This is a genomic window from Verrucomicrobiia bacterium (assembly GCA_023953615.1).
Classification (GTDB): domain Bacteria; phylum Verrucomicrobiota; class Verrucomicrobiia; order Limisphaerales; family JADLHS01; genus JADLHS01.
On record JAMLJH010000001.1, the window covers coordinates 530502 to 550919 of the forward strand.

A 20418-nucleotide genomic window follows, 5' to 3' on the forward strand; every position below is an offset into this window, starting at 1 on the left:
CAAAACGAAACTAGTTCAGGTTTATTGGTTGATTCTCAGTTGGTGGAAACTACGCCGCCTCCGCTCGCTCAGCCGCGCGGAGATTGCGAAACAGTCGTTGGTCAAAGGGCGCGGAGCAAAGCCTCGGCTTTATTGGTGGTTTCCCAAGTGAGGTCTTTGTCGTTCTTACCGAAATGACCGTAGTTGGTGGTCTTCGAGTAAATCGGCCGGCGCAACTTCAACTGCTCAATGATGGCGGCGGGTTGGAAATCAAACACCTTGTTCACCGCCTTCAGAATCTTGGCGTCGTCCACCTTGCCGGTGCCAAACGTGTCCACATGCACGCTGACCGGATCGGGATAACCGATCGCGTAAGCGAACTGGATTTCGCATTTCTCCGCCAGCCGAGCCGCGACAATGTTCTTCGCCACCCAACGCCCCATGTAAGCCGCGCTGCGATCCACCTTGGTCGGGTCCTTGCCCGAAAAAGCGCCGCCGCCGTGACGTCCGGTGCCGCCGTAGCTGTCCACGATGATTTTGCGACCGGTCAAGCCGGTGTCGCCCTGCGGACCGCCCACCACAAAACGACCGGTGGGGTTAATCAGGAATTCGGTCTTCCGGGTCAGCAGTTTGGCGGGCAGAACTTTCCTGATGAGTTGTTCGATGCAAAATTTCTCAATCTCCGCGTGCGTCACTTCCCGACCATTCAATCGGTCGGCGTGCTGGGTGGAAATGACCACGTTGGAAATGGCCACCGGCCGGCCATCTTCGTAAATCACCGATACCTGCGACTTCGCGTCCGGACGCAGCCAGGCGGGGCCTTTGCCGCTCTTGCGAATGCGGGTCAGTTCGCGACCGAGCCGATGCGCGAACATGATGGGCGCCGGCATCAACTCCGACGTTTCGTTACAAGCGTAACCGAACATCAATCCCTGATCTCCCGCGCCCTGCTTGGCGGTTTTTTTGCCGCGGGCCTTCCGGGCATCCACGCCTTGCGCAATGTCCGGAGATTGCGAAGTCACCAGCACGTTCACGAAGACCTTATCCGCGTGGAAAACATCGTCATCATTTACGTAACCAATGTCGCGAATGGCCTGCCGGGCGATTTTCACAAAATCCAATTTCGCCTTGCTGGTAATTTCGCCGCCCACCACTACGAGGTTGCTCTTGGCGTAAGTCTCACAAGCGACGCGGCTGAACTTGTCCTGCGCCAGACAGGCGTCCAGCACGGCGTCGGAAATAGTGTCACAGACTTTGTCGGGATGACCTTCCCCGACCGACTCGGAAGAAAAAATGTAAGTTTTGCTCATTCGGCAGATGGTTTAGTTATTGACGTATTAACGTATCAGGATAGGACGATACACTGGAAAGCAATTTGGTCAACCTCGTTCTTTGCCTCGCCACCAACCCGGGGCCAATGCTTCTTCCGAAACTTGCTGACGCCCAATCGGCCCGCATAATTGCCCCGCCCATCAAGGCCTTTGACCGAACCGGTCAGAACGGCAATCGAGAAAGTTCGTCCGGACGAACCATCAAAAATTCGCGATCAAACCAATCCTGAGCGGTCTGCGGAGCGGTGGCGTTACCGGGCGGATCATCAAAGCGGGGTACCGCCGCTAATACCAGCGACTTGGCTTCCAGCCAGCGACGGACATTCGCCCCGTATCCACAAACCGCCACAACTTTCAGGGAACGCGCGGTAATTTTGGCGGCCAGTTCCGGCGACCAGGCCGGCAATCCAGCGAAGACGAGCAAAACTTTTGCATCCGGATTTTTCTCGATTGCCGCCAGGAATTGTTCGGCGGAAACCGCCCCGACATCCATCACCCCTGGCGGACGAGGCGCCCATTCGGTAACCAGAGTGACTCCAGACTGGCGGCGTAAAGTTGCCATCAGGGCGTTTATCCGCTCGCCGTTGGCGTCCACTTCGTTCTTATCCACCGGTCGGCTGAGCAAGACTACTGGCCCCGCGTTATCGGCCAGTTGCACCGCCTCGCGAGCTAAAACTTCGCCCACGGCCGCGCTGGGCTTGAGATTGATTTTGGGTGGAGAAAAGTAACGCCAGAGAAAAATTCCAGCCGCGCCCAACAACAAAACACTGACCAAACCCAGCAGTTTTTGCGATTTCATCCGATAGCAATGGTGGACTTGAAAAACGCCCCGGCGTCACTCGGTATCCCACATCCAACGTGGATCGTAGATTTTGTTGCCCGAGCCGGTCCACCGTGGATTACCGTAAGCAACCCGGCCCGAGAGATCCCGGCCCGGATAGTATTGCAAGCCGATCAGGCTTACCTTGATCGCCCCCGCATGCCCGTCCGAAAATCCAACCACACATCGCCCCGCGTGACGCGACACGGGCCGCTGGGGATCGTCGTTGTAGTAACCCACGTTGGTTGGCGTGCGATAATACAACTCCTGCATGCCTTTTTTCTCCACCCAAAGATCAGGATCACGTTCCGTGGAATTGGCGATCAAACCAGAGTCGGCAAAGGGCACGGTTTCACTCGGATGCTTGATGGAGTTCAGCTTGATCGGATCGCGCAACCAGCCGCCGATCTCCGGGTGATTCAGAGCCACTCCCATGGCGCCGTAGGTACTGGATAACACCGAGGGGCACGCAATGATGTTGGTGGTGGTCATGTACGGACGCAGCGCGTCCGGCCAGAGCATGCTGTTCGCCCCGGCGTTCCACCAGGCGTCGGCCGGGGATTGTCGCCCATCATCCAGAAATAAAACCATCGCATCGTTGTTATCGCTGCCATAGAGGATCATGGACAAGCTGACCTGGCGCAGATTATTTATGCACTTTGTCGCTTTGGCTTTTTCCTTCGCCTTCCCGAGCGCCGGCAAAAGCATGGAAGCCAAAATGGCGATAATGGCGATCACCACCAACAGCTCGATCAAGGTAAAGGCACGGGCGCCACTCCCGGAACGCTGGGGCAAGTGCGAGCCAGCATAACCACTTTGAGCTGGCGCTCGGCCCGGAGGGCGCTGGCGAACCATGACATTCACATTGGGGTTTAGCATCGCCTAATAGCTGGCACATGCCAGCGACGGTGTCAAGACTGCGTTCCTGCGTAACTGCGAACTTGTTAAGCGCGGTCGGATTTGGCAGGTCTATGCGCGATGAGTTCCACGCTGAAATCGCTGCGGGCCCTAGCCGACGCCACTCGACTGCGCATCATTGCGCTGCTCGAAAAGGACGAACTTTCCGTCAATGAACTGCAGGAGATCACGCGCATGGGGCAATCGCGAATCTCCACGCACCTGGGTCTGCTGGCGGATTGCAATCTGGTCACGGCGCGGCGCGATGGAAAGCGCACCTTCTACAAATTGAATCCGGAGGCGAAAGGGACGACAGCGGAATTCATCCGCGTGGCCAGCCAAGGCGCGCAGGAGCTGCCTGAACACGCGCACGATCGAATCAATCTGAAACGGATTCTCAACCGACGCCGCGAACAGGAAAAAGTCTTCTTCAACCAGGTCGCGGGCCGATTTGATCGCGTCTATGGTCCAGGCCGTTCCTGGCCGGCCTTTGGACAATTGCTTTTACACATGCTGCCGCCGCTGATCGTCGCCGACCTGGGTGCGGGTGAAGGGTTGTTGAGTGAGCTGTTGGCGCGGCGCTGTAAAAAGGTCATTGCCGTGGACAACTCAAAAAAAATCGTCGCGTTCGGTGCTGCCAAGGCGAAGAAGAACGGTCTGAAAAATCTGGAGTTTCGGTGCGGTGACCTGCAACAGCCGCCCATCGAAGCTGCCAGCGTGGATGTCGTCATCCTCAGCCAGGCGCTGCATCACGCTGAAGATCCGGCGGTCGCCCTGGTCAGCGCGGCACAATTGCTCAAACCCGGCGGCCAGGTGCTCATCCTGGATTTGCTGGCGCACAAATTTGAGCAGGCGCGCGAACGGTATGGAGACCGCTGGCTCGGGTTTGCCGAAAGTGAATTGCATCATTGGCTGGAAGCTGCCGGTTTCAAAAAAATTGACGTCAGCGTGGTGGCGCGCGAAGAGCAACCGCCCCATTTCCAAACGCTGCTGGCGGTCGGCGAAAAATAATCCTGACCTCGGTCGGCGCAGTTCGGGGTCAGACACGGGCCGCGACTTCATTTCCGCGCGGGGTCGAAAGGCATTTCGCTGACGTGAGTGGTCTCGGTTTATTCAAAATTAAAAATTCAAAAATCACCTCCTCGCTCGAAGAGCCGAGCCGCGTCGCCGTCTCATGCTCGTATGAAAAAAATACTGCTTGCAACAACAGTGCTGGCCGGGGGATTGATGGTTTCCCTGGCGGGCATCAACATCAGCATCGGAATCGGGATTCCGTTCCCACCACCGGTCGTGGTCCGGCCACCCGTCATCGTGAGGCCACCGGCCATCGTGGTGCCAGCGCCGGTTTACCCCGCGCGGATAATTGTCCCGACGCCACCACCCCGGTACGCGCCGCCGCGGTTGCGCAACCCGCATGGGCATGGTCCAGCACATGGGGATCGCCGCCGACCGCGATGCTGACGGATTACACCACAATCAATCGAGACCAGCCGGAACTTTTGTTCCGGCTTTCATTTAAGCGGCACGGGTGAAGGAAGGCTGAAGGCAAATAAACTTCAGCAACAGATGGAGCGGCTGGTTGCCAAGGCTAACGTAATAAATCATCCACCTGTTGAGCCAGGGCCGCCAGATAATCGTCGCCGCGCGGATGATGAGTCAGCGCGACTAAAATGTAATGTCGCCGCGCGCCGGTCACGACCGCCGCATCATGCAACCAATCTTCCCACGAACCCCATTTGCGTATGATCTGGACGTCCCGCCCCTTAAGGCCGCGCACGAATTTGATGTCATCGTGCGGAATATCCGGCGACCTAAAAATATCGCGCATGGTCTGGGAGGCCGCTGGCGAAACCAACTTGCCTTGTTCGAGCATCAGGAAATAACGCAACACCTGTCGCACCGTGGCGGCATGTGAATTATCGCCCACCGGTGAACCGTAGCGCTCATCGCCGCGTCCATAATGTTTGCCGACCCAAAGTCCGCCGCCCCGGTCAGCATCATAGAAACCGTATGAATTGAGCACCGCTTGAATTTGCTTCAAGCCGAGTTCGCGGGAAAACTTTGCCGCCATGGCGTTGTCTGAAGCCTTCGCCATCAGTCCCAGCTCGTGCCGCGTTGTCGGCGCGAGGTTGGTGGCCGCTTCGGGATGCAGTTGAAAATACGCCAGCAAAATTCCGATCTTCGGAACGCTGGCGGCGTACTCTTCGCGATCCGGATTAATCATCGCCAGGCGCAAAGTCCGCAGGTCCAGCACGCCGACGGCGGTTTGTTCCGGCGTCAGGCCGAACCGGGCGCGCAGACCGCGATCTATCTGCTCCAACGCCGATTGCAAGCGCGGATCGGTCGGCGTCGAGTAATCCAATTGGTAATGGAGATAGGATTGATTCACAGGACAAGTTTGCGTGATGCAGCCACTCAACCCGACGCCGCCCAGCAAAGCCAGGAAGAAAGTCGGAAAGGAAAACGAGCGGCGGCGCATGGACTATTTCAGCAGATATTTCGCCACAGCTTCACCGCGCGAATGGACGTGGAGTTTGCTGTAAATGCTTTTGATGTGCATGCGCACGGTGTCAATGCTCAGTCCGAGCGAATCCGCAATTTCCTTGTAGGCGATTCCCTCGGCCAGCCGATCCAAGACCTCGCGTTCCCGGTTGGAGAGTTTTTCGATTTCGTTTTCGGCCACCCCGCGCCGGTTGAAATACTGCACCACTTTGCGCGCAATATGACCGGACATGGGCGACGCACCGCGATAAACGTCCTCAATCGCCTGGAGAATTTCGCTTTGCGGGGTGCGCTTCAACAAGTAGCCGCTGGCCCCCGCCAGCAGCGATTTGAAAATTTTCTCGCTGTCCTCGTAAGCGGTCAGCATCAGGATTTGCGTTTCCGGCAGCAGCGCCTTGATTTTACGCACGCACTCGATGCCGTTCATTTTCGGTAAATTGATATCCACGACCACCACTTCCGGAGGCTCGGCAGCAAGGGCGGCCAACGCCGCTTCCGCAGTCGCGTAACCCTTCCCAAGAGCAAGCCCTTTGCGCCGGGTGATCTGGTTGGCGAGGTTTTCGCGAATCCAATCGTCGTCCTCGATGAGGGAAACTTTGATCGGCTTGTCGGCTTTCTCAACCATGAACAGTGTTAGCTTAAGGCGAGCGAACCCGCGCCCGCCAGTGCCACGAAGATGTGTAGGCCAGCGGGGCTTGTCACGCCCAATCCCCCGGCAAATGCAACGTAATCAAGGTGCCGCCCTCGGCATTGGTCGTCATCTCGAATCGGCCGCCAATTTTCGTCAGACGCTGTTGCATGGTTTGCACCCCGATCCCCGTCGGATCGGCAGACATGGTTTCATGTCCGCGTCCGTTATCGCTGATCGTCAGCGTCAATTCCTTGTCGGTCACATTCAAACCCACCTGCACCTCGGTTGCGGCCGCGTGCTTCAGCACATTGTTCAGCGCCTCTTTGACCGCCATGAACAGGTTGTGTCTCTGCCCGGTGGAAATCCGCGCGTCCGGCAAAGCGGGCGGCAATTGCAGGCGGCAACGCACGTGCGTGTGTTGAAAATACTCCTGCGCATAATGAAAAATATAATTGGCCAGACTATCGAGCGTGTCGTTGCGCGGATTGACCGTCCAAACGATTTCATCCATGGCCCGCGTCATGTCCTGAACCGTTCGGGAAATTTTTTGCAGCGGCGCTTTGCCCGGATTGTTCGGCGCCATTTCGCGCTCCGCGGATTCCGTCAACATGGCGAGCTTCGTCAAACGCGAGCCGATGTCGTCATGCAAATCCGCCGCGATCTTCCGGCGCAAATTTTCCAATCCCCGCAGCCGGGCGACGCGAACCCGATACAGTCCCCCGGCTGCGATCAGCACCAGCGCCGCCACGCTCAAACGGAACCACCACGTCTGCCAGAAGTGCGGCAGAATCTCCAGGAGCAGGCGCGCGCCATCCACCGCCCACACGCCGTCATTATTGCTGGCCAGCACTTCAAACTCGTAGCGGCCCGGCGGCAGGACATCGAAGTAAGCAATCCGTTGGTGGCCCGCCTCGATCCATTGCGGGTCCAGTTTGGCCACCCGATAGCGAAACTCATTTTTCTCCGCCGCCTGCAAACTGAGCGCGGTAAAATGGATTCCCAAACGCCCCCGTCCCGGCGGCACTCGCACCACCTCGCGGCCATTCCGCGGCTCCGCCGCGCGCGGCACCACCTGCTGGTCACGCACGACTTCCTCAATCACCACCCGGGGCGGCAACGGATTTAATTTAATTCCTGGCTCGACGATTAACGCCCCGCGAATGGTGGCAAACCACAGCCGACCATCAGTCCCCTTCCACCCCGAAGGCTGGGCCACCCCGTTGCACTGCGCGGTCGCCAGGCCGTCCTCCGGGCCGAACACGGTACAGTTCAACTGTCGGTTTTGTGCCGACGCGAGATTGTCAAATTGCCAGCGGCTGATTCGGAAAATCCCGCGCAAACCGCTCATCCAAAAATTGCCCGCCTCATCTTCCAAAATCTCGAACACCTCATCACTCGCCAGCCCCTCGCGAAGCCCATAAGTAACCACGCTTCCATCACGCCAACGGCTCACTCCCACCCCGCGAATGCTGATCCACAGATTGGTTTCCGCATCCTCGTACAACGTGTTGACGTAACCAGCGGGCACCTCGGGCGCGGACACAAATTGCCCCGTCGCATCATCATCGGTGAAACACAGGCCCGCCTCCGTGCCGATCCACAGCCGTCCCGAGCGGCTCTCACAAATCGCCGTGATGTTGCTGCCCACCAGGCCGTTCGTCATGGTGTAGGTGTCCATTTGATTGGCGCGTTGGGCGTTCAAACCACGCGCGGTGCCCACCCAGGTGGTTCCGCGACGATCCTCGTAGATCACCCGCACCGGTGCGGGAATCAGCTCGGAGTTCTGCGTGAACACATTGGTCAATGCCGCAGTCAGTTGGTTTACGCCTCCAGGAGCGTCCATTCCCACCATCAGGCTGCCGTCGCGTTTGGGCCACAAGGACAAAACCATGTCATGCGTTAATCCACTGGTTTCGTTCACCACCGTGAACTGGCCATCGCGCCAACGGTTCACGCCTCCGCCCCAGGTGCCGAACCACAGGTCGCCCGCGCGATCCTCACAAACGGACGTGACGTTGTTGTAGCTCAAGCCGTCCTGCGTGGTTAAGGAGACAAACCGGGTCGGCGTCAGCCGGTACAAGCCATCCCGTCCGCCCACCCAAAGATTCCGCTCCTGATCCTCGAAAATAGTGTTCACCATGTCGTTGATGCCCATTTTGTTTCGCGCCCACGGCAACACGGCGCCATTGACCCGCCGCAATAATCCGCCATACGAGCCTACCCACAATTGGCCCAGGCGATCCTCGCGGACGGCAGTGGTAATCTTCTCGGGCAATGACTGGTGCTCGACAAAATTGGTGCGATGACCTGCGGCCAGGCAAGACAACCCATCCGTGGCGCCCAACCAAAGTTGTCCGGCCCGATCCAGCCACGCCGCTTTCAAAATGCCGCGCATCGGCCCCAGACCAAAGTTTTCCGCACTAACCACACCCTGGGAATTAATGCTGGCCAGCCCCGTCACCGTGGCGACCCGTAAAATCCCATCCGGCCCCTCGGCCAGGGCTTTGACCGAATTATTGCGCAAGGGCCAGGCCGCCGACATGGAGGTGAACCGGCCATCGCGAAAATAAGTCAAACCGGTTTCACTGCCGATCCATAGCGTGCCGTCACTGGCTTCAAACAAGCATTGCACCTGATTATCCGCCAGTCCGTTGGTTTGGGTAAATGACTGCGGGTGATCCGCCGCCAGCCGCGTCAACCCGCGCGCCTCGCCCGCCACCCACAACGCGCCATCGCGGGTTACGCACAAAGCCGTGATGGAGGCCTGTTCAAGATGAGAGATTTCCATCTCCGCCGTGGAGGTAAAGCGGACGCCATCGAAACGGCGTAAACCGCCCCGTGTTCCCACCCAGAGATAACTGTCCGGAGTTTGCGCCAGGGCGGTAACGGTATTCTGAGGCAGGCCCTCATCCGTCTGCCAGACGCGCAAGTCGTAATGCGCCGGCAATCCGGGAGCGGCCAGCACCCGACTCAACGTCCAGCCAATCAATCCCGCCCCGCCGCAAAAATGCCGGATGAAACGGCAACAACGAGCGGCAGTGCTAATGCGGGCCAACGACATAATGACGAATAAACCTACTGATTATGTCCGCTGAGACAAAGCATTGTTACATGAATATGTCTGGCGCAGTCATTGAAAATACTTTTGCTGACCGTATAGACTGCGAGGAACAAATTGTTAAACCAAGCTTTATGCCAAAAACCCGCGTATGCAAAGAGAGATGCTTTAATCAGAACCCCGTCAGCAAAATCAAATCCACACCAGGAAGAAACAATATGAAGAAAGCCATACTTACCACTTCTGTAATCGCGCTCATTTCAGGCTATGCGCTGGCGGATGTGGTTTACATCACATCCAGACCCAATCCGGAAGGTGCCGGCGCTCAAAGCGACGGCACCTATGTCGAGTACGTCATTCCCTTTGGGGATTACGGAGCCAAGGGAACAGCGCCGGGGCGTCCTTCGACCTCTACGGCAACGCGATGCTACATCGGTGGTGCTATCATTGACGATCCTGAAGCCGGCGCGGATCTGATGCCGACTCTGGGCACTGCCGGAGGCACATATGAAATCAGCTATAACTTTAATAGCACGGCGGGGAATACCACGACTGACGCCGTATTCTCAGTCAGCGCCGATTATGCGACGCTGTCATTTGATGAAACCGATAAATTCCAAAGACAATTTGGGAGCCCGGCGAATGTTTGGCAACACATGGGCTATCTCACCAACGACGTGGGTAGCGCCAATCCGGTTATTAAATTCCGCTACAAAAGTGGCAGGATCACCGCGACTGATGGCAATCGCATGATTTTCGATGCGTGGCGGTTCACTCTCGTCGAACCTTGCCTTTCCGTTCCCCTGGCTACCGTGATCGGTCCAGTGGGTGCGAGCTCCACCGAAGTAACGGTTTCGGGAATAAATGAAGCCGCCACCACCATCAAAGTGTATCAAGACAACGGCAGTGGCTTGGTTTTGATCGGTCAAAAGACGTCAAGCATTACGGCCGGCAACAACGCCGTAGCAGTATCCGGCTTGGTGAAAGGTGCTCGCGTTGTCGCGACGCAAACAGTGGGTGAACTGGAAGGTTGTCTCCCCGGGTCTAACACCGGACTTCTGGTGGGAGGCGGTGCCAATCCCAGTATTCGTATCGGACTTAGCATCCGCGAAACCACGAGCGAAGGTCCGATTGGCGACCCTGGAATTTCCACCAGCGCCAACCTACATTTCCTTGGCGCAACCGAGATAAGTGGTGGCGCCCCAATTAACGCACCGGTTATTTACCCGAGCAACGATTGGCAAACCGTGACGTTCGATCGTGGCAGTGGCGCTACCGTCGGTGATGCGACTGGTCTCGTAGCCAGCACGACTTCCGAATCAGGATACAATCCGACCGATATCGTGGAACTCCAAGTCTATGCCTATCGCACCCTGCCCAACGGCAACATCATTTACTCCGAAACTCCGGCGCAGTCGGACGTGGTGACCAGCAATGATGTGTTTGCGGTCAATTGGGCTTGGAATGCGGTGCCCGGTGCGGACGGATACCGTCTGTTGCGCAGCTACTGGTACGGTGGCTTTTACGAATACGTGGACGTCACGGATACTCAATACCATGATCAAAATAGCAACTGGATCTATGATCCCAATGAAACGGTGGACACCATCGCCATCAAGACCGCGCAGGCGGGCGCCTCAATTCAATGGAATCCGACCGCGTCCAACACCAACAACCTGCCCGGTGATTGGGGAATTTTGGAAGCGATTGCTTTTGTGATTGACGATCCGGACAATACCGGACCGTTTGATCTCTACATTGATAACTTCAAAAATGGCGACACCGTATTCCAGACGTTTGAAACCGCGCCCTCCGGTTCGATAGATTACGGTTTCCGGGTGCCGGGATTTTCAGGCAGCACGTCGGCCAATATCATGACCGCGCCTAACATTGGCCGGGTTTCCAACCTCGCTGCCGATACCGGAACAAAATCATTCCGCGTCAGTTTTCAGTGGCTGGGTGGTAAGGACAACGCCTGGCTGCGGTTCACCACCTCCGGAGTCAACAACCCGCAAGTGAATCTCAATGAGCCGATTTCTTTCCGGCTCTTGATGCAACCGGTCGGCGCCACGCCGCCCACTCCGCCGGCAGCGCCCGAGTTGAGCATCACCAAAACGGACGCCGGCGTCGTCTTGAACTGGGAAGGCGGCCACCGTTTACAGTCGGCCACCACCGCCAACGGACCGTATGTCAACGTCCCTCAGAATAATAGCCCCAATGTTTGGACGAATATCACCAGCGGCGCGTTCTTGGGGCCTTGGACGAATAGCTACACGGAGCCAGCCCGGTTCTTCCGCTTGGCGGATTGACGGTCCGGGAATAGAACCTTCAGGAAACCGGGGCCAAATTCGCCCCGGTTTCTTTTTGACCCTCGAACTCATAACGCCGCTGCAATCAAATTCGCCCTGACCAGAAACGCCATCGGGATTCCCAATTCAAATGATACCGCCCGAGGATTTGAACTTTACCAACCGACGCTGCGGGTTAATGATGAATCACAAGCTGACAATTATGAAACGGCACACGCCAGACCTCTCCAGTAAACCGTGCGACGGGTGCGTTCCCCCGACGGCAGCTTTGGCGCTCGTTGCGGAGCCGGCGGATAAACCGGACTGTCCGTGGACCCGTCATGCGTTCACTTTGATCGAACTGCTGGTGGTCATCGCGATCATTGCCATCCTGGCGGCCATGCTGCTGCCCGCGCTTTCCAGCGCCAAGGAAAAGGCCAAGCGCGTGGCGTGCGTCAGTAATTTGCGCCAGGTCGGATTATCCGTTCACATGTATGGCAATGAATTTCAGCAGAAGCTGCCCAGCGGCCGTGATAACAACGGCGAATGGCATTCCATCCGCATCAATCGCGACACCTATACCAACCTGGTTCGTTATACCGGTAATTTTAAAATCATGGATTGCCCGAACTTTACATTCGGCACTCAGACCCGCTACAGCGGCGACTATGGTTACCTGATTGGTTACAACTATTTGTGCGACGCAAAATTGCCGACATCCAATCTTGCAGACGCCCGCTCCTGGCGGGTTGCCACCCGACTGACCGATTCGCCAACCAACGCCATCGCCGCCGATGAGAACCACTGGGGCGACACGTTGACCATGGCGCCGCATACCAAATCGGGACCTTATCAAGTGAACGGAGCCACCTTCACTCGTGCAGGCCGAACGGCGGTGCAAGCGGGCGCCGCCGGAGGCAACGTACTTTATCTCGACGGTTCGGCACGTTGGTTGAAACTTCAACAAATGAAAACCAACTACGCCTCCTCTTACGTGCTTTATTACGGCTTGTGGTAATCCGACCCGCATCAAGATGTCACGCTTAAACGCGGACATTTCCCGTTCGCGGGCTATATTGTCGGTGGAATTATGGGCTTACTGCAAAAAACTCCATCACCCGGACCGCGTCGCCGTGCGTTTACGCTGATTGAACTCTTGGTGGTGATCGCCATCATCGCCATTCTCGCCGCCATGCTGCTGCCCGCGCTCGCCAAGGCAAAACAGAAAGCGTATCAAGTCAACTGCACCAGCAATCTCAAGCAGGTTGGTCTGGCCATCGAAATGTACACGATGGATAACAATGACCGGCTGCCAGGCCCGTGCTGGACGGGAATGTTTTTCACCTACCGCGATACCGGGGTGAATGGTCCCAACCGCTACAACGGATCGCTGGCGGCGTACATCGCGTCCTATCTGGCCTACCCGCCGCCCGCTACCACGATTACCCGCACCGCCGCCGTGGCGATCTGCCCGGCCTCTTTTCGAGCTCTGCCCAAGCTGACGCCGAATCCGCCACTGTATGTTCCGGTCAGTTATTTTTCTTTAAGCACCGTGACCAACGATCCGGGAGTGGGACTGAACGTCATCACTTTCCCCTTTGGCCGTCCGGAAAATCCACTGGCGGAACCGAAAAAAGCCTCATCCATTCTGCGACGCTCGGATAACTGGGCGATGACTGATTGCGACAAACAATTGCTGACCAGCGTGGGCATCACCAGCTCCACCTACATGAATTACATTCCTTTGCTGCCCGTCCATGGCGGCCCTGCCCCGGCCACCCGACAATATCTGTTCTTCGATTGGAGTGTGCGCTCCATGCGCACTCCGAAATAACGCCGATCTCGCGCCTCAACTGCTTGTGCGTCGCTCACCCTCGCTTGTCGCGGGCAGGCTTCAATCAAAACCACTCGCGCCTTTTGCCAGTTAGCGACGACATGAAAGTCGTCCCTCCCGGCATAACGACGTTGTCGCCGTGAGCGTGTGCCCGGCCAATAATGTGGCTGCGGCGTCCCGCCGCAGTTTCGACCGAACCGAGTCAAGACGCCTCGTGGCCTTTAGCTTCAAAACCGGATGTCGTCCGCGAGACGCGGACGACGACCGCCGAGGACGGCGATGCTCCCCCATCCCCCATTCCTCTGCCCATCATCCCTCTGTCTTCCCATTCGCGTGTTTCGTGTATTTCGCGGTTGTATTTTTCCCTGGGAGGGACTCGTTCCACCGCGTCCTTCATGAGTTAGTCCGGACGCGCGAAACCAATCGCTTCTTCGGATGGCTTTTCCGCTTGGTGGCAACGATGTTCCAGCCCGACGATCCATTGGCACGCATTTACTAAACTTGACGAGACCCTAAGTAATCCTCACAGTTTATTGGAACATAGACTTCATTTTGGTCTGAATTTTTTATGAGTAACGCAAATCCATTCGACTCCCAGGTCTTTCGCACTTTTGATCCCGGTACGGGCAAGGAAGGCAATTTCTACTCACTGCCCGCTTTGGAAAAAGCAGGACTCGGCCCGATCTCGCGGCTGCCGGTTTCCATTCGGCTGGTGCTGGAATCGGTGCTGCGGAATTGTGACGGCACCCGGGTCACTGAAGCCGCCGTCCGCGCGTTGGCCAATTGGAAACCCCAGGCCGAGCGCACGGAAGAAATTCCGTTCGTCGTGGCGCGCATTGTTCTGCAGGACTTCACCGGCGTGCCGCTGCTGGTTGACTTGGCCGCCATGCGTAGCGCGGTGGCGCACCTCGGCCGAAATCCGAAAATTGTCGAACCGTTGGTGCCGGTGGATCTCATCGTGGACCATTCGGTGCAGGTGGACTTTGCGGGAACGCAATTCGCCATGCAGCGGAACCTGGACCTGGAATTTCATCGTAACCGCGAGCGCTATCAGTTCCTCAAGTGGGGGATGCAGGCGTTTGACACCTTCAAGGTCGTTCCGCCGGGCATCGGCATCATCCACCAGGTCAACTTGGAATATCTCGCGAAGGGCGTTTTGAGCGCCAACGGCGTGTATTATCCTGACTCGCTGGTGGGCACCGACTCGCACACAACGATGATCAATGGTCTTGGGATTGTCGGCTGGGGAGTGGGCGGGATTGAAGCCGAAGCCGGAATGTTGGGGCAGCCCGTTTATTTCTTAACCCCCGACGTGGTGGGAGTGCATCTGACCGGCGCGTTGAAGGAAGGCGTAACCGCCACCGATCTGGCGCTCACCATCACGCAACTGATGCGCAAGACCAAGGTCGTCGGCAAATTCGTGGAATTCTTCGGCCCGGGCGCGGCCGCCCTGCCCGTGGTGGATCGAGCCACCATTGGCAACATGGCGCCAGAATACGGTGCGACCGTGGGCTTTTTCCCCATTGACCAGGAATGTCTCAATTATCTGCGGGCGACGGGGCGCACCAATGGCGAATGTAAACTTTACGAAAACTACTATCGCGCCCAAGGGCTGTGGGGCATGCCCGGGCTTGGTGATATTGACTATTCGCAAGTGGTCGAGTTGGATTTAGGCACCATCACCCCGAGCGTGGCCGGACCGCGCCGGCCGCAGGACCGGATCGAACTGGCAAATCTGCGGCGTGAATTTTTCGCGGCTTTCCAGCGACCCATTACCGAAAATGGATTTGGCAAAGTCCGAAGCGCCTACGCCACCACGGTCACGGTTGCCTCGGATGGAGATTACCATCCGGGCGGCGGCAGCGAGTCGCCCGTGTTGCAACAACAAGCCCTCGCCGCCGGGACTAATCCCGTCACCGAACGAGAGATGGTTTTGAACCGCCCCTCGCCGGATCTCATTGAAGCCCACGCGCCAGCAATCAAAGCCAAGCTGCACCATGGTTCGGTGGTGATCGCGGCCATCACGAGTTGCACCAACACGTCGAACCCCAGCGTCATGCTGGCGGCCGGGTTGCTCGCCAAAAATGCGGTTGAGCGCGGCCTTAAAGTTCCGGCGGCGGTCAAAGCGTCGTTGGCTCCCGGCTCCCGGGTCGTCAGCGATTACCTTAAAAAGACCAATCTGCAGAAGTATCTCAACAAGCTGCGATTCAATGTGGTCGGCTATGGTTGTACGACGTGCATCGGCAACTCCGGCCCGCTGCATCCGGCCATTGAAGATGCGGTGGTAAAAAATGATCTCGTGGTGGCGGCAGTTTTATCGGGGAATCGCAATTTTGAAGCGCGCATCCACCAAAACATCAAGGCCAACTTCCTGATGTCGCCGCCGCTCGTGGTGGCGTTCGCGTTGGCGGGCCGGGTGGACATTGATCTTAGTTGCGAACCGCTTGGCAAAGACAAGGACGGCAACCCGGTTTACCTCGCCGACATCTGGCCGACGTTGCAAGAAGTGCGCGCAGCGATGGAGTCCGTTTTGAAACCGGAGGTCTTCCGAAAACTGTATCGGGATTTTGTCGCTCAAAATCCGAAATGGAACGAAATTTCTTCCCCGACCGGCGACGTGTACGAATGGGACACCAAATCCACTTACATTCAGGAGCCGCCGTTCTTTGAAGGCTTCACCCTGAATCCCCCCAACATTCAGCCAGTCACCGGCGCACGGGCCTTGGCGGTGTTCGGCGATAGCGTCACCACGGATCACATTTCACCGGCCGGCTCAATCAAGAAAACAGCTCCGGCGGGCAAGTATCTGACGGGAAATGGGGTCGAACAATCCGACTTCAACAGTTACGGTTCGCGGCGCGGAAATGACCGGGTAATGACACGAGGGACTTTCGCCAATGTTCGCATCAAGAATCTGATGTGCCCCGGTATCGAAGGCGGCTACACGGTTTATTTCGGTGAGCGTGAAGTGACAGCCCCCGACAAACCGATCCAGGTCGCCGCTGGAAAACCCACGTTTATTTACGATGCCAGCATGGCCTACAAAGCCGATGGTGTGCCGTTAATCGTTCTAGCCGGGCAGGAATATGGAACCGGCTCCAGCCGTGACTGGGCGGCCAAGGGCACCAATCTGCTGGGGGTGAAAGTTGTGGTCGCGCAAAGCTTCGAACGCATTCACCGCTCCAACCTCGTCGGCATGGGGGTTCTGCCGCTCCAATTCAAGGATGGTGCCACGGTCCAAACCCTCAAACTGGATGGCACGGAACATTACGACGTGATTGGGTTGGGTGAGGAATTGCATCCGCAGCAGGACTTGACCTTGAAGATCACCCGCAAGAACGGTGCGGTTGAAACCATTCCCGTCCGTTGCCGGATTGATACGCCCATCGAGGTGGACTATTACCGGCACGGCGGAATTCTCGCTTACGTCTTGCGCCAATTGCTGGCGAAAGCTTAAGCGCCGGGCGCGCGACAGGAATGTTCCGGGTTTTCTTCCATCTCGATATGGATGCGTTTTACGCCTCCATCGAGCAACGCGACCACCCGGCCCTCATAGGCAAACCGGTTATCGTCGGCGGTTCACCGACGCAACGCGGAGTCGTGTGCGCGGCAAGTTATGAAGCGCGCAAATTCGGAGTTAAATCAGCCATGCCTAGCGTCACGGCGGGAAGACTCTGCCCCAAAGGAATCTTCCTGCGACCGCGAATGGACGCATATCGCACTGAATCGCGAGAAATCATGGCCATCGTTCGGGAACGAGCCGGAGAACGCATCCAGCAAGTCTCGATAGACGAAGCTTACGTGGAGGTTTCAGCCCGGTTTCAAGGCGCGACCGCCGATGCCAGCTTGGAACTGGCTCTCCCCCTCGCCCGCGCAATCAAGGCGGCCATTCTTCAAATGCGCCAACTCACCGTCTCCATCGGGATCGCTCCAAACAAACTCCTGGCCAAACTGGCAAGCGACTATCAGAAGCCTGACGGGCTGACGCTGATCCGCGAATCCGAGAAGGTTGAATTCCTGAAACGATTGCCGGTTCGAGCGCTGCATGGAGTGGGAAAAATCACGGAGGAAAATTTGCGCCGGGTCGGTATTCAAACCATCGAGGATTTACAGAATTACCCGGGCGATCTGCGCTCCATCGTCGGCTCCTGGGGAACTGAGCTGCGCCGCTTTGCCTTCGGCGACGATGAGCGACCCCTGGATTTGAGCGACGAAGTAAAGAGCATCAGCAGCGAAAACACATTTCTCCGCGACACGGAAGACCGTCCGACTTTGCGCGCCTGCTTGAAAGAACTCGCCGAAGACATCGCGGCGCATCTGGAACATCACCGCCTGGCAGCCCGCACCGTGCAGGTTAAGATTCGCTACGGAGATTTCACCACGCTCACTCGCCAGATTTCCATGGAAGAACCATTGACCCAAGGGCGGGAGATTTATCGGCTGGGATGCTGGCTGTTGGGGCGCGAACGATTGGTTAATCGCCCGTTGCGCCTGTTGGGACTGGGCGTCAGTGGTCTAATGGAAGCGAGCATCAATCAACTCCAACTCCCTTTTCCAAAGCAACAAGCAACCTCAAACGCCAGCGCCCGGCACCCCCTCGGTCGCAGCCAATAAAAAAGCGCGCAGCCTTTTTCGCTACGCGCTTGGGAGAAAAAACTGATCAAGCCTTGCGCTTGCCGCAACCAAACAATGCGAGCATTCCCAGCAACGCAATGGTCATCGAGGACGGCTCCGGAACGCTGACCGTAAATCCCATACCGTCAAATCCCTTTTTCGCGATATACGCCACAGAACCGGACTCACTCATTGCGAGCAGCGTATTATCCAGATTTACCCGAACCTCCGTGGCTCCGCTTGTATATGAGATTGAATTCGCGTCAAGTGCGGCATTGATGTCGAAATTGATTCCCCCAGACCAAAACAAACCGATACCAGAGTTGCTGATCAGATCGAACTGCCCGTTGGCGTTCGGGGCAAAAACCATGCTGGCCGTCAGGCTGATTGGATTTATGCTGATTCCATCCACGCTCAAAATATCGAAGAAGAAGGAAGTAGCTACGGCCACCTTCGTGTTACCCGTACCCGTTCCAGCCAGAGAGAAATCGCCCGCTTCATAGAAGCGCAACTGGGAAATTGAATTCCCTTCGGTCGCCTTGATCAAAAAATTCAACTGACCATCCGTTAAATCAACACCCCCGCCTTGTGAAAAAGCGGCAAAATTTTGCGGATTAAAATCCAAAGTATCTCCCGCGAGAATTGGGGCGCCAAACAGTGGTCCGACATCCGTGATCGAAGACTCCGTCACTCCTTGGAAAATAACTGAAGAGCCAAAAAAATCTCCGTAAGAGTAGGTTGCGGCCTTACTGCTTGTTGGCCCAACGACCAAAACCAGACCCAGCGCCAAAATTCCACTCCCGATTCCAGCGCTGGAAATAAATGCGTACGACTTTTTCATAGTTGTTAACAGGGCTACAGTTGCTTGGGTTCTCTACTGGGTTCTGGGCTACTGTTTAGCTGCTCAGATTTAACTCTAACCGCGCAAAATTTACAAGGATTTTTTCCGTGTATTTCTGAATATTTGCCTTAAATATCGAATTTATCCGGAGAAGACCCGACGACAACCAACGCATAACTACATACGATGCCGTCACCGGACCAAAACGATGCTGAAAAAGCAAAATGCGCCAGTGATTTACTGGCGCATTTACTTAACGTGATGAAAAGGTTTTTAGCTCAATAATGCTTGGCGACCTCTGCCCAATTGACGACGTTCCAGAAGGCTTTCAGATAATCACCGCGCTTGTTCTGGTACTTGAGATAGTAGGCGTGCTCCCATACGTCCACGCCGAGCAACGGTTTCCCTTCGCAGCCGGCAATCGCTTTGCCCATCAACGGATTGTCCTGATTCGCAGTGGAAACCACTTCCAACTTGCCATGATGCGAAACCAGCCAGGCCCAGCCGCTGCCAAAACGCTTCAACCCGGCGGCTTCAAATTTCGCCTTAAATTCGTCGAAACTGCCGAAAGCGGTCTTGATAGCGTCCGCCAATTTACCATTCGGCGCGCCGCCGGCATGCGGGGCCATCGTTTTCCAGAAGAAGGAATGATTCCAGTGTCCGCCGCCATTGTTGCGCACCGCGCCCCGAATGTTCTCAGGAACAGAAGCCAGATCCTGAATCAATTGATCCAAGGACTTCGCTTCGAGAGCGGCGTGACCAGCAATGGCCTTGTTCAAATTATCCACGTAACCTTTATGATGCCGGCCGTGGTGAATTTCCATCGTTTGAGCGTCAATGTGTGGTTCCAATGCGGATTTGTCGTAAGGAAGAGCAGGTAGTTCAAATGCCATAATAATTCTCCAATAAACAGTTTAATAACTACTTATAGCGTAGCAAAGGAAGCCGAATTGCCAAGCGCCGAAAATCATTTCGTCAACGCCACAAAATTTTTCAGTAGCTGCAGACCAACGCGCTGGCTCTTCTCGGGATGAAACTGCGTGGCAAAGACGTTGTCCTTCCAAACCGAGGAAGCGAATGTTTCGCCGTATTCGGTTTGTGTGGCCACAACGTTTGGGTCAGTTGGCTGCGGAAAAAAACTGTGGACGAAATAAACGTAACTCCCGTTGGCAATTCCGCGATAGAGCGGACAATCCGAACGAGTAATCTCAATTTGATTCCAACCGATCTGCGGAACCTTCAGTCCACTGGCCGACGAAAAGCGCACAACTTTACCCGCCAAAACTCCCAATCCCGCCGCGCAACTGTTGAATTCCTCGCTGCGCTCAAAAAGCGCCTGATAGCCCACACAAATGCCAAGAAAGGGACGGCCTGATTTGATAAAGTCTCGCGAAGCTTCCAGTAAGTCCTGACGCCGCAAGGCGTTGATGCAATCGTCAAATGCACCAACCCCGGGCAACACCAAACCGCTGGCCTCCGCCAGCCCATCCGGCGATTGAGTTATGCGCACCGCAGCTCCGACCTGGAGCAAGGCTTTATGCACACTCCGCAAATTGCCCGAACCGTAATCAAGCAAAGCAATCACCAGAGCATTAAAGCAAAAAGCGGCTCCGGGAAAAGCCG

General features: G+C 56.4%; 15 protein-coding genes and 1 pseudogene. 6 read left to right on the forward strand and 10 right to left on the reverse strand.

What is annotated here, in order from left to right; all coding sequences use genetic code 11:
- Window positions 1-101: 101 nt before the first annotated feature.
- The 4 genes and pseudogenes from metK to M9920_02065 all read right to left on the reverse strand — a co-directional run bounded on the left by metK (window position 102) and on the right by M9920_02065 (window position 2985).
- Entirely contained in the window at window positions 102-1289 is a 1188-nt protein-coding gene (gene metK / locus M9920_02050; GenBank protein ID MCO5051070.1) for a methionine adenosyltransferase, read from the reverse strand.
- A 184-nt stretch (window positions 1290-1473) separates the two neighbouring features.
- Window positions 1474-2109, reverse strand: a complete 636-nt coding sequence (locus M9920_02055) for a hypothetical protein (protein MCO5051071.1) — start codon at window positions 2107-2109, stop codon at window positions 1474-1476.
- Window positions 2110-2145: 36 nt separating this feature from the next.
- Window positions 2146-2760, reverse strand: a complete 615-nt coding sequence (locus M9920_02060; protein MCO5051072.1) for a hypothetical protein — start codon at window positions 2758-2760, stop codon at window positions 2146-2148.
- A 102-nt stretch (window positions 2761-2862) separates the two neighbouring features.
- Window positions 2863-2985: pseudogene (locus M9920_02065) on the reverse strand (prepilin-type N-terminal cleavage/methylation domain-containing protein).
- Window positions 2986-3108: 123 nt separating this feature from the next.
- Here M9920_02065 and M9920_02070 point away from each other — a divergent pair.
- Window positions 3109-4038 (forward strand): metalloregulator ArsR/SmtB family transcription factor, encoded by a 930-nt coding sequence (locus tag M9920_02070; protein MCO5051073.1) that lies wholly within the window; start codon window positions 3109-3111, stop codon window positions 4036-4038.
- A gap of 577 nt (window positions 4039-4615) precedes the next feature.
- Here the strand turns inward: M9920_02070 and M9920_02075 are convergent.
- The 3 genes from M9920_02075 to M9920_02085 form a co-directional block, all read right to left on the reverse strand.
- Complete coding sequence (locus M9920_02075) at window positions 4616-5506, reverse strand: class A beta-lactamase-related serine hydrolase (GenBank protein MCO5051074.1); 891 nt, start codon at window positions 5504-5506, stop codon at window positions 4616-4618.
- A gap of 3 nt (window positions 5507-5509) precedes the next feature.
- Window positions 5510-6154, reverse strand: a complete 645-nt coding sequence (locus tag M9920_02080; GenBank protein MCO5051075.1) for a response regulator transcription factor — start codon at window positions 6152-6154, stop codon at window positions 5510-5512.
- Between the two features lie 73 nt (window positions 6155-6227).
- Window positions 6228-9221 carry an ATP-binding protein gene (locus M9920_02085; protein ID MCO5051076.1) on the reverse strand — a complete coding sequence of 998 codons (2994 nt, stop codon included), beginning with the start codon at window positions 9219-9221 and terminating at the stop codon, window positions 6228-6230.
- 215 nt (window positions 9222-9436) lie between these two features.
- Here M9920_02085 and M9920_02090 point away from each other — a divergent pair, with 215 nt between their 5' ends.
- From M9920_02090 to dinB, 5 genes are all read left to right on the forward strand, one after another.
- Window positions 9437-11527 (forward strand): hypothetical protein, encoded by a 2091-nt coding sequence (locus M9920_02090; protein MCO5051077.1) that lies wholly within the window; start codon window positions 9437-9439, stop codon window positions 11525-11527.
- A gap of 202 nt (window positions 11528-11729) precedes the next feature.
- Entirely contained in the window at window positions 11730-12524 is a 795-nt protein-coding gene (locus tag M9920_02095) for a DUF1559 domain-containing protein (protein ID MCO5051078.1), read from the forward strand.
- A gap of 72 nt (window positions 12525-12596) precedes the next feature.
- Complete coding sequence (locus M9920_02100; protein ID MCO5051079.1) at window positions 12597-13340, forward strand: prepilin-type N-terminal cleavage/methylation domain-containing protein; 744 nt, start codon at window positions 12597-12599, stop codon at window positions 13338-13340.
- 568 nt (window positions 13341-13908) lie between these two features.
- The gene (locus M9920_02105) at window positions 13909-16797 is read left to right on the forward strand and encodes an aconitate hydratase (protein ID MCO5051080.1); all 2889 of its coding nucleotides are present in this window, start codon (window positions 13909-13911) and stop codon (window positions 16795-16797) included.
- Window positions 16798-16844: 47 nt separating this feature from the next.
- Window positions 16845-17954, forward strand: a complete 1110-nt coding sequence (gene dinB, locus M9920_02110; protein MCO5051081.1) for a DNA polymerase IV — start codon at window positions 16845-16847, stop codon at window positions 17952-17954.
- A 46-nt stretch (window positions 17955-18000) separates the two neighbouring features.
- Here dinB and M9920_02115 read toward each other — a convergent pair whose 3' ends face one another.
- From M9920_02115 to hisH, 3 genes are all read right to left on the reverse strand, one after another.
- On the reverse strand, window positions 18001-18795 hold the full coding sequence (locus M9920_02115) for a hypothetical protein (GenBank protein MCO5051082.1): 795 nt from the start codon (window positions 18793-18795) through the stop codon (window positions 18001-18003).
- 278 nt (window positions 18796-19073) lie between these two features.
- Window positions 19074-19688, reverse strand: a complete 615-nt coding sequence (locus tag M9920_02120) for a superoxide dismutase (GenBank protein ID MCO5051083.1) — start codon at window positions 19686-19688, stop codon at window positions 19074-19076.
- Window positions 19689-19762: 74 nt separating this feature from the next.
- Entirely contained in the window at window positions 19763-20380 is a 618-nt protein-coding gene (hisH, locus tag M9920_02125; GenBank protein ID MCO5051084.1) for an imidazole glycerol phosphate synthase subunit HisH, read from the reverse strand.
- Window positions 20381-20418: the final 38 nt, after the last annotated feature.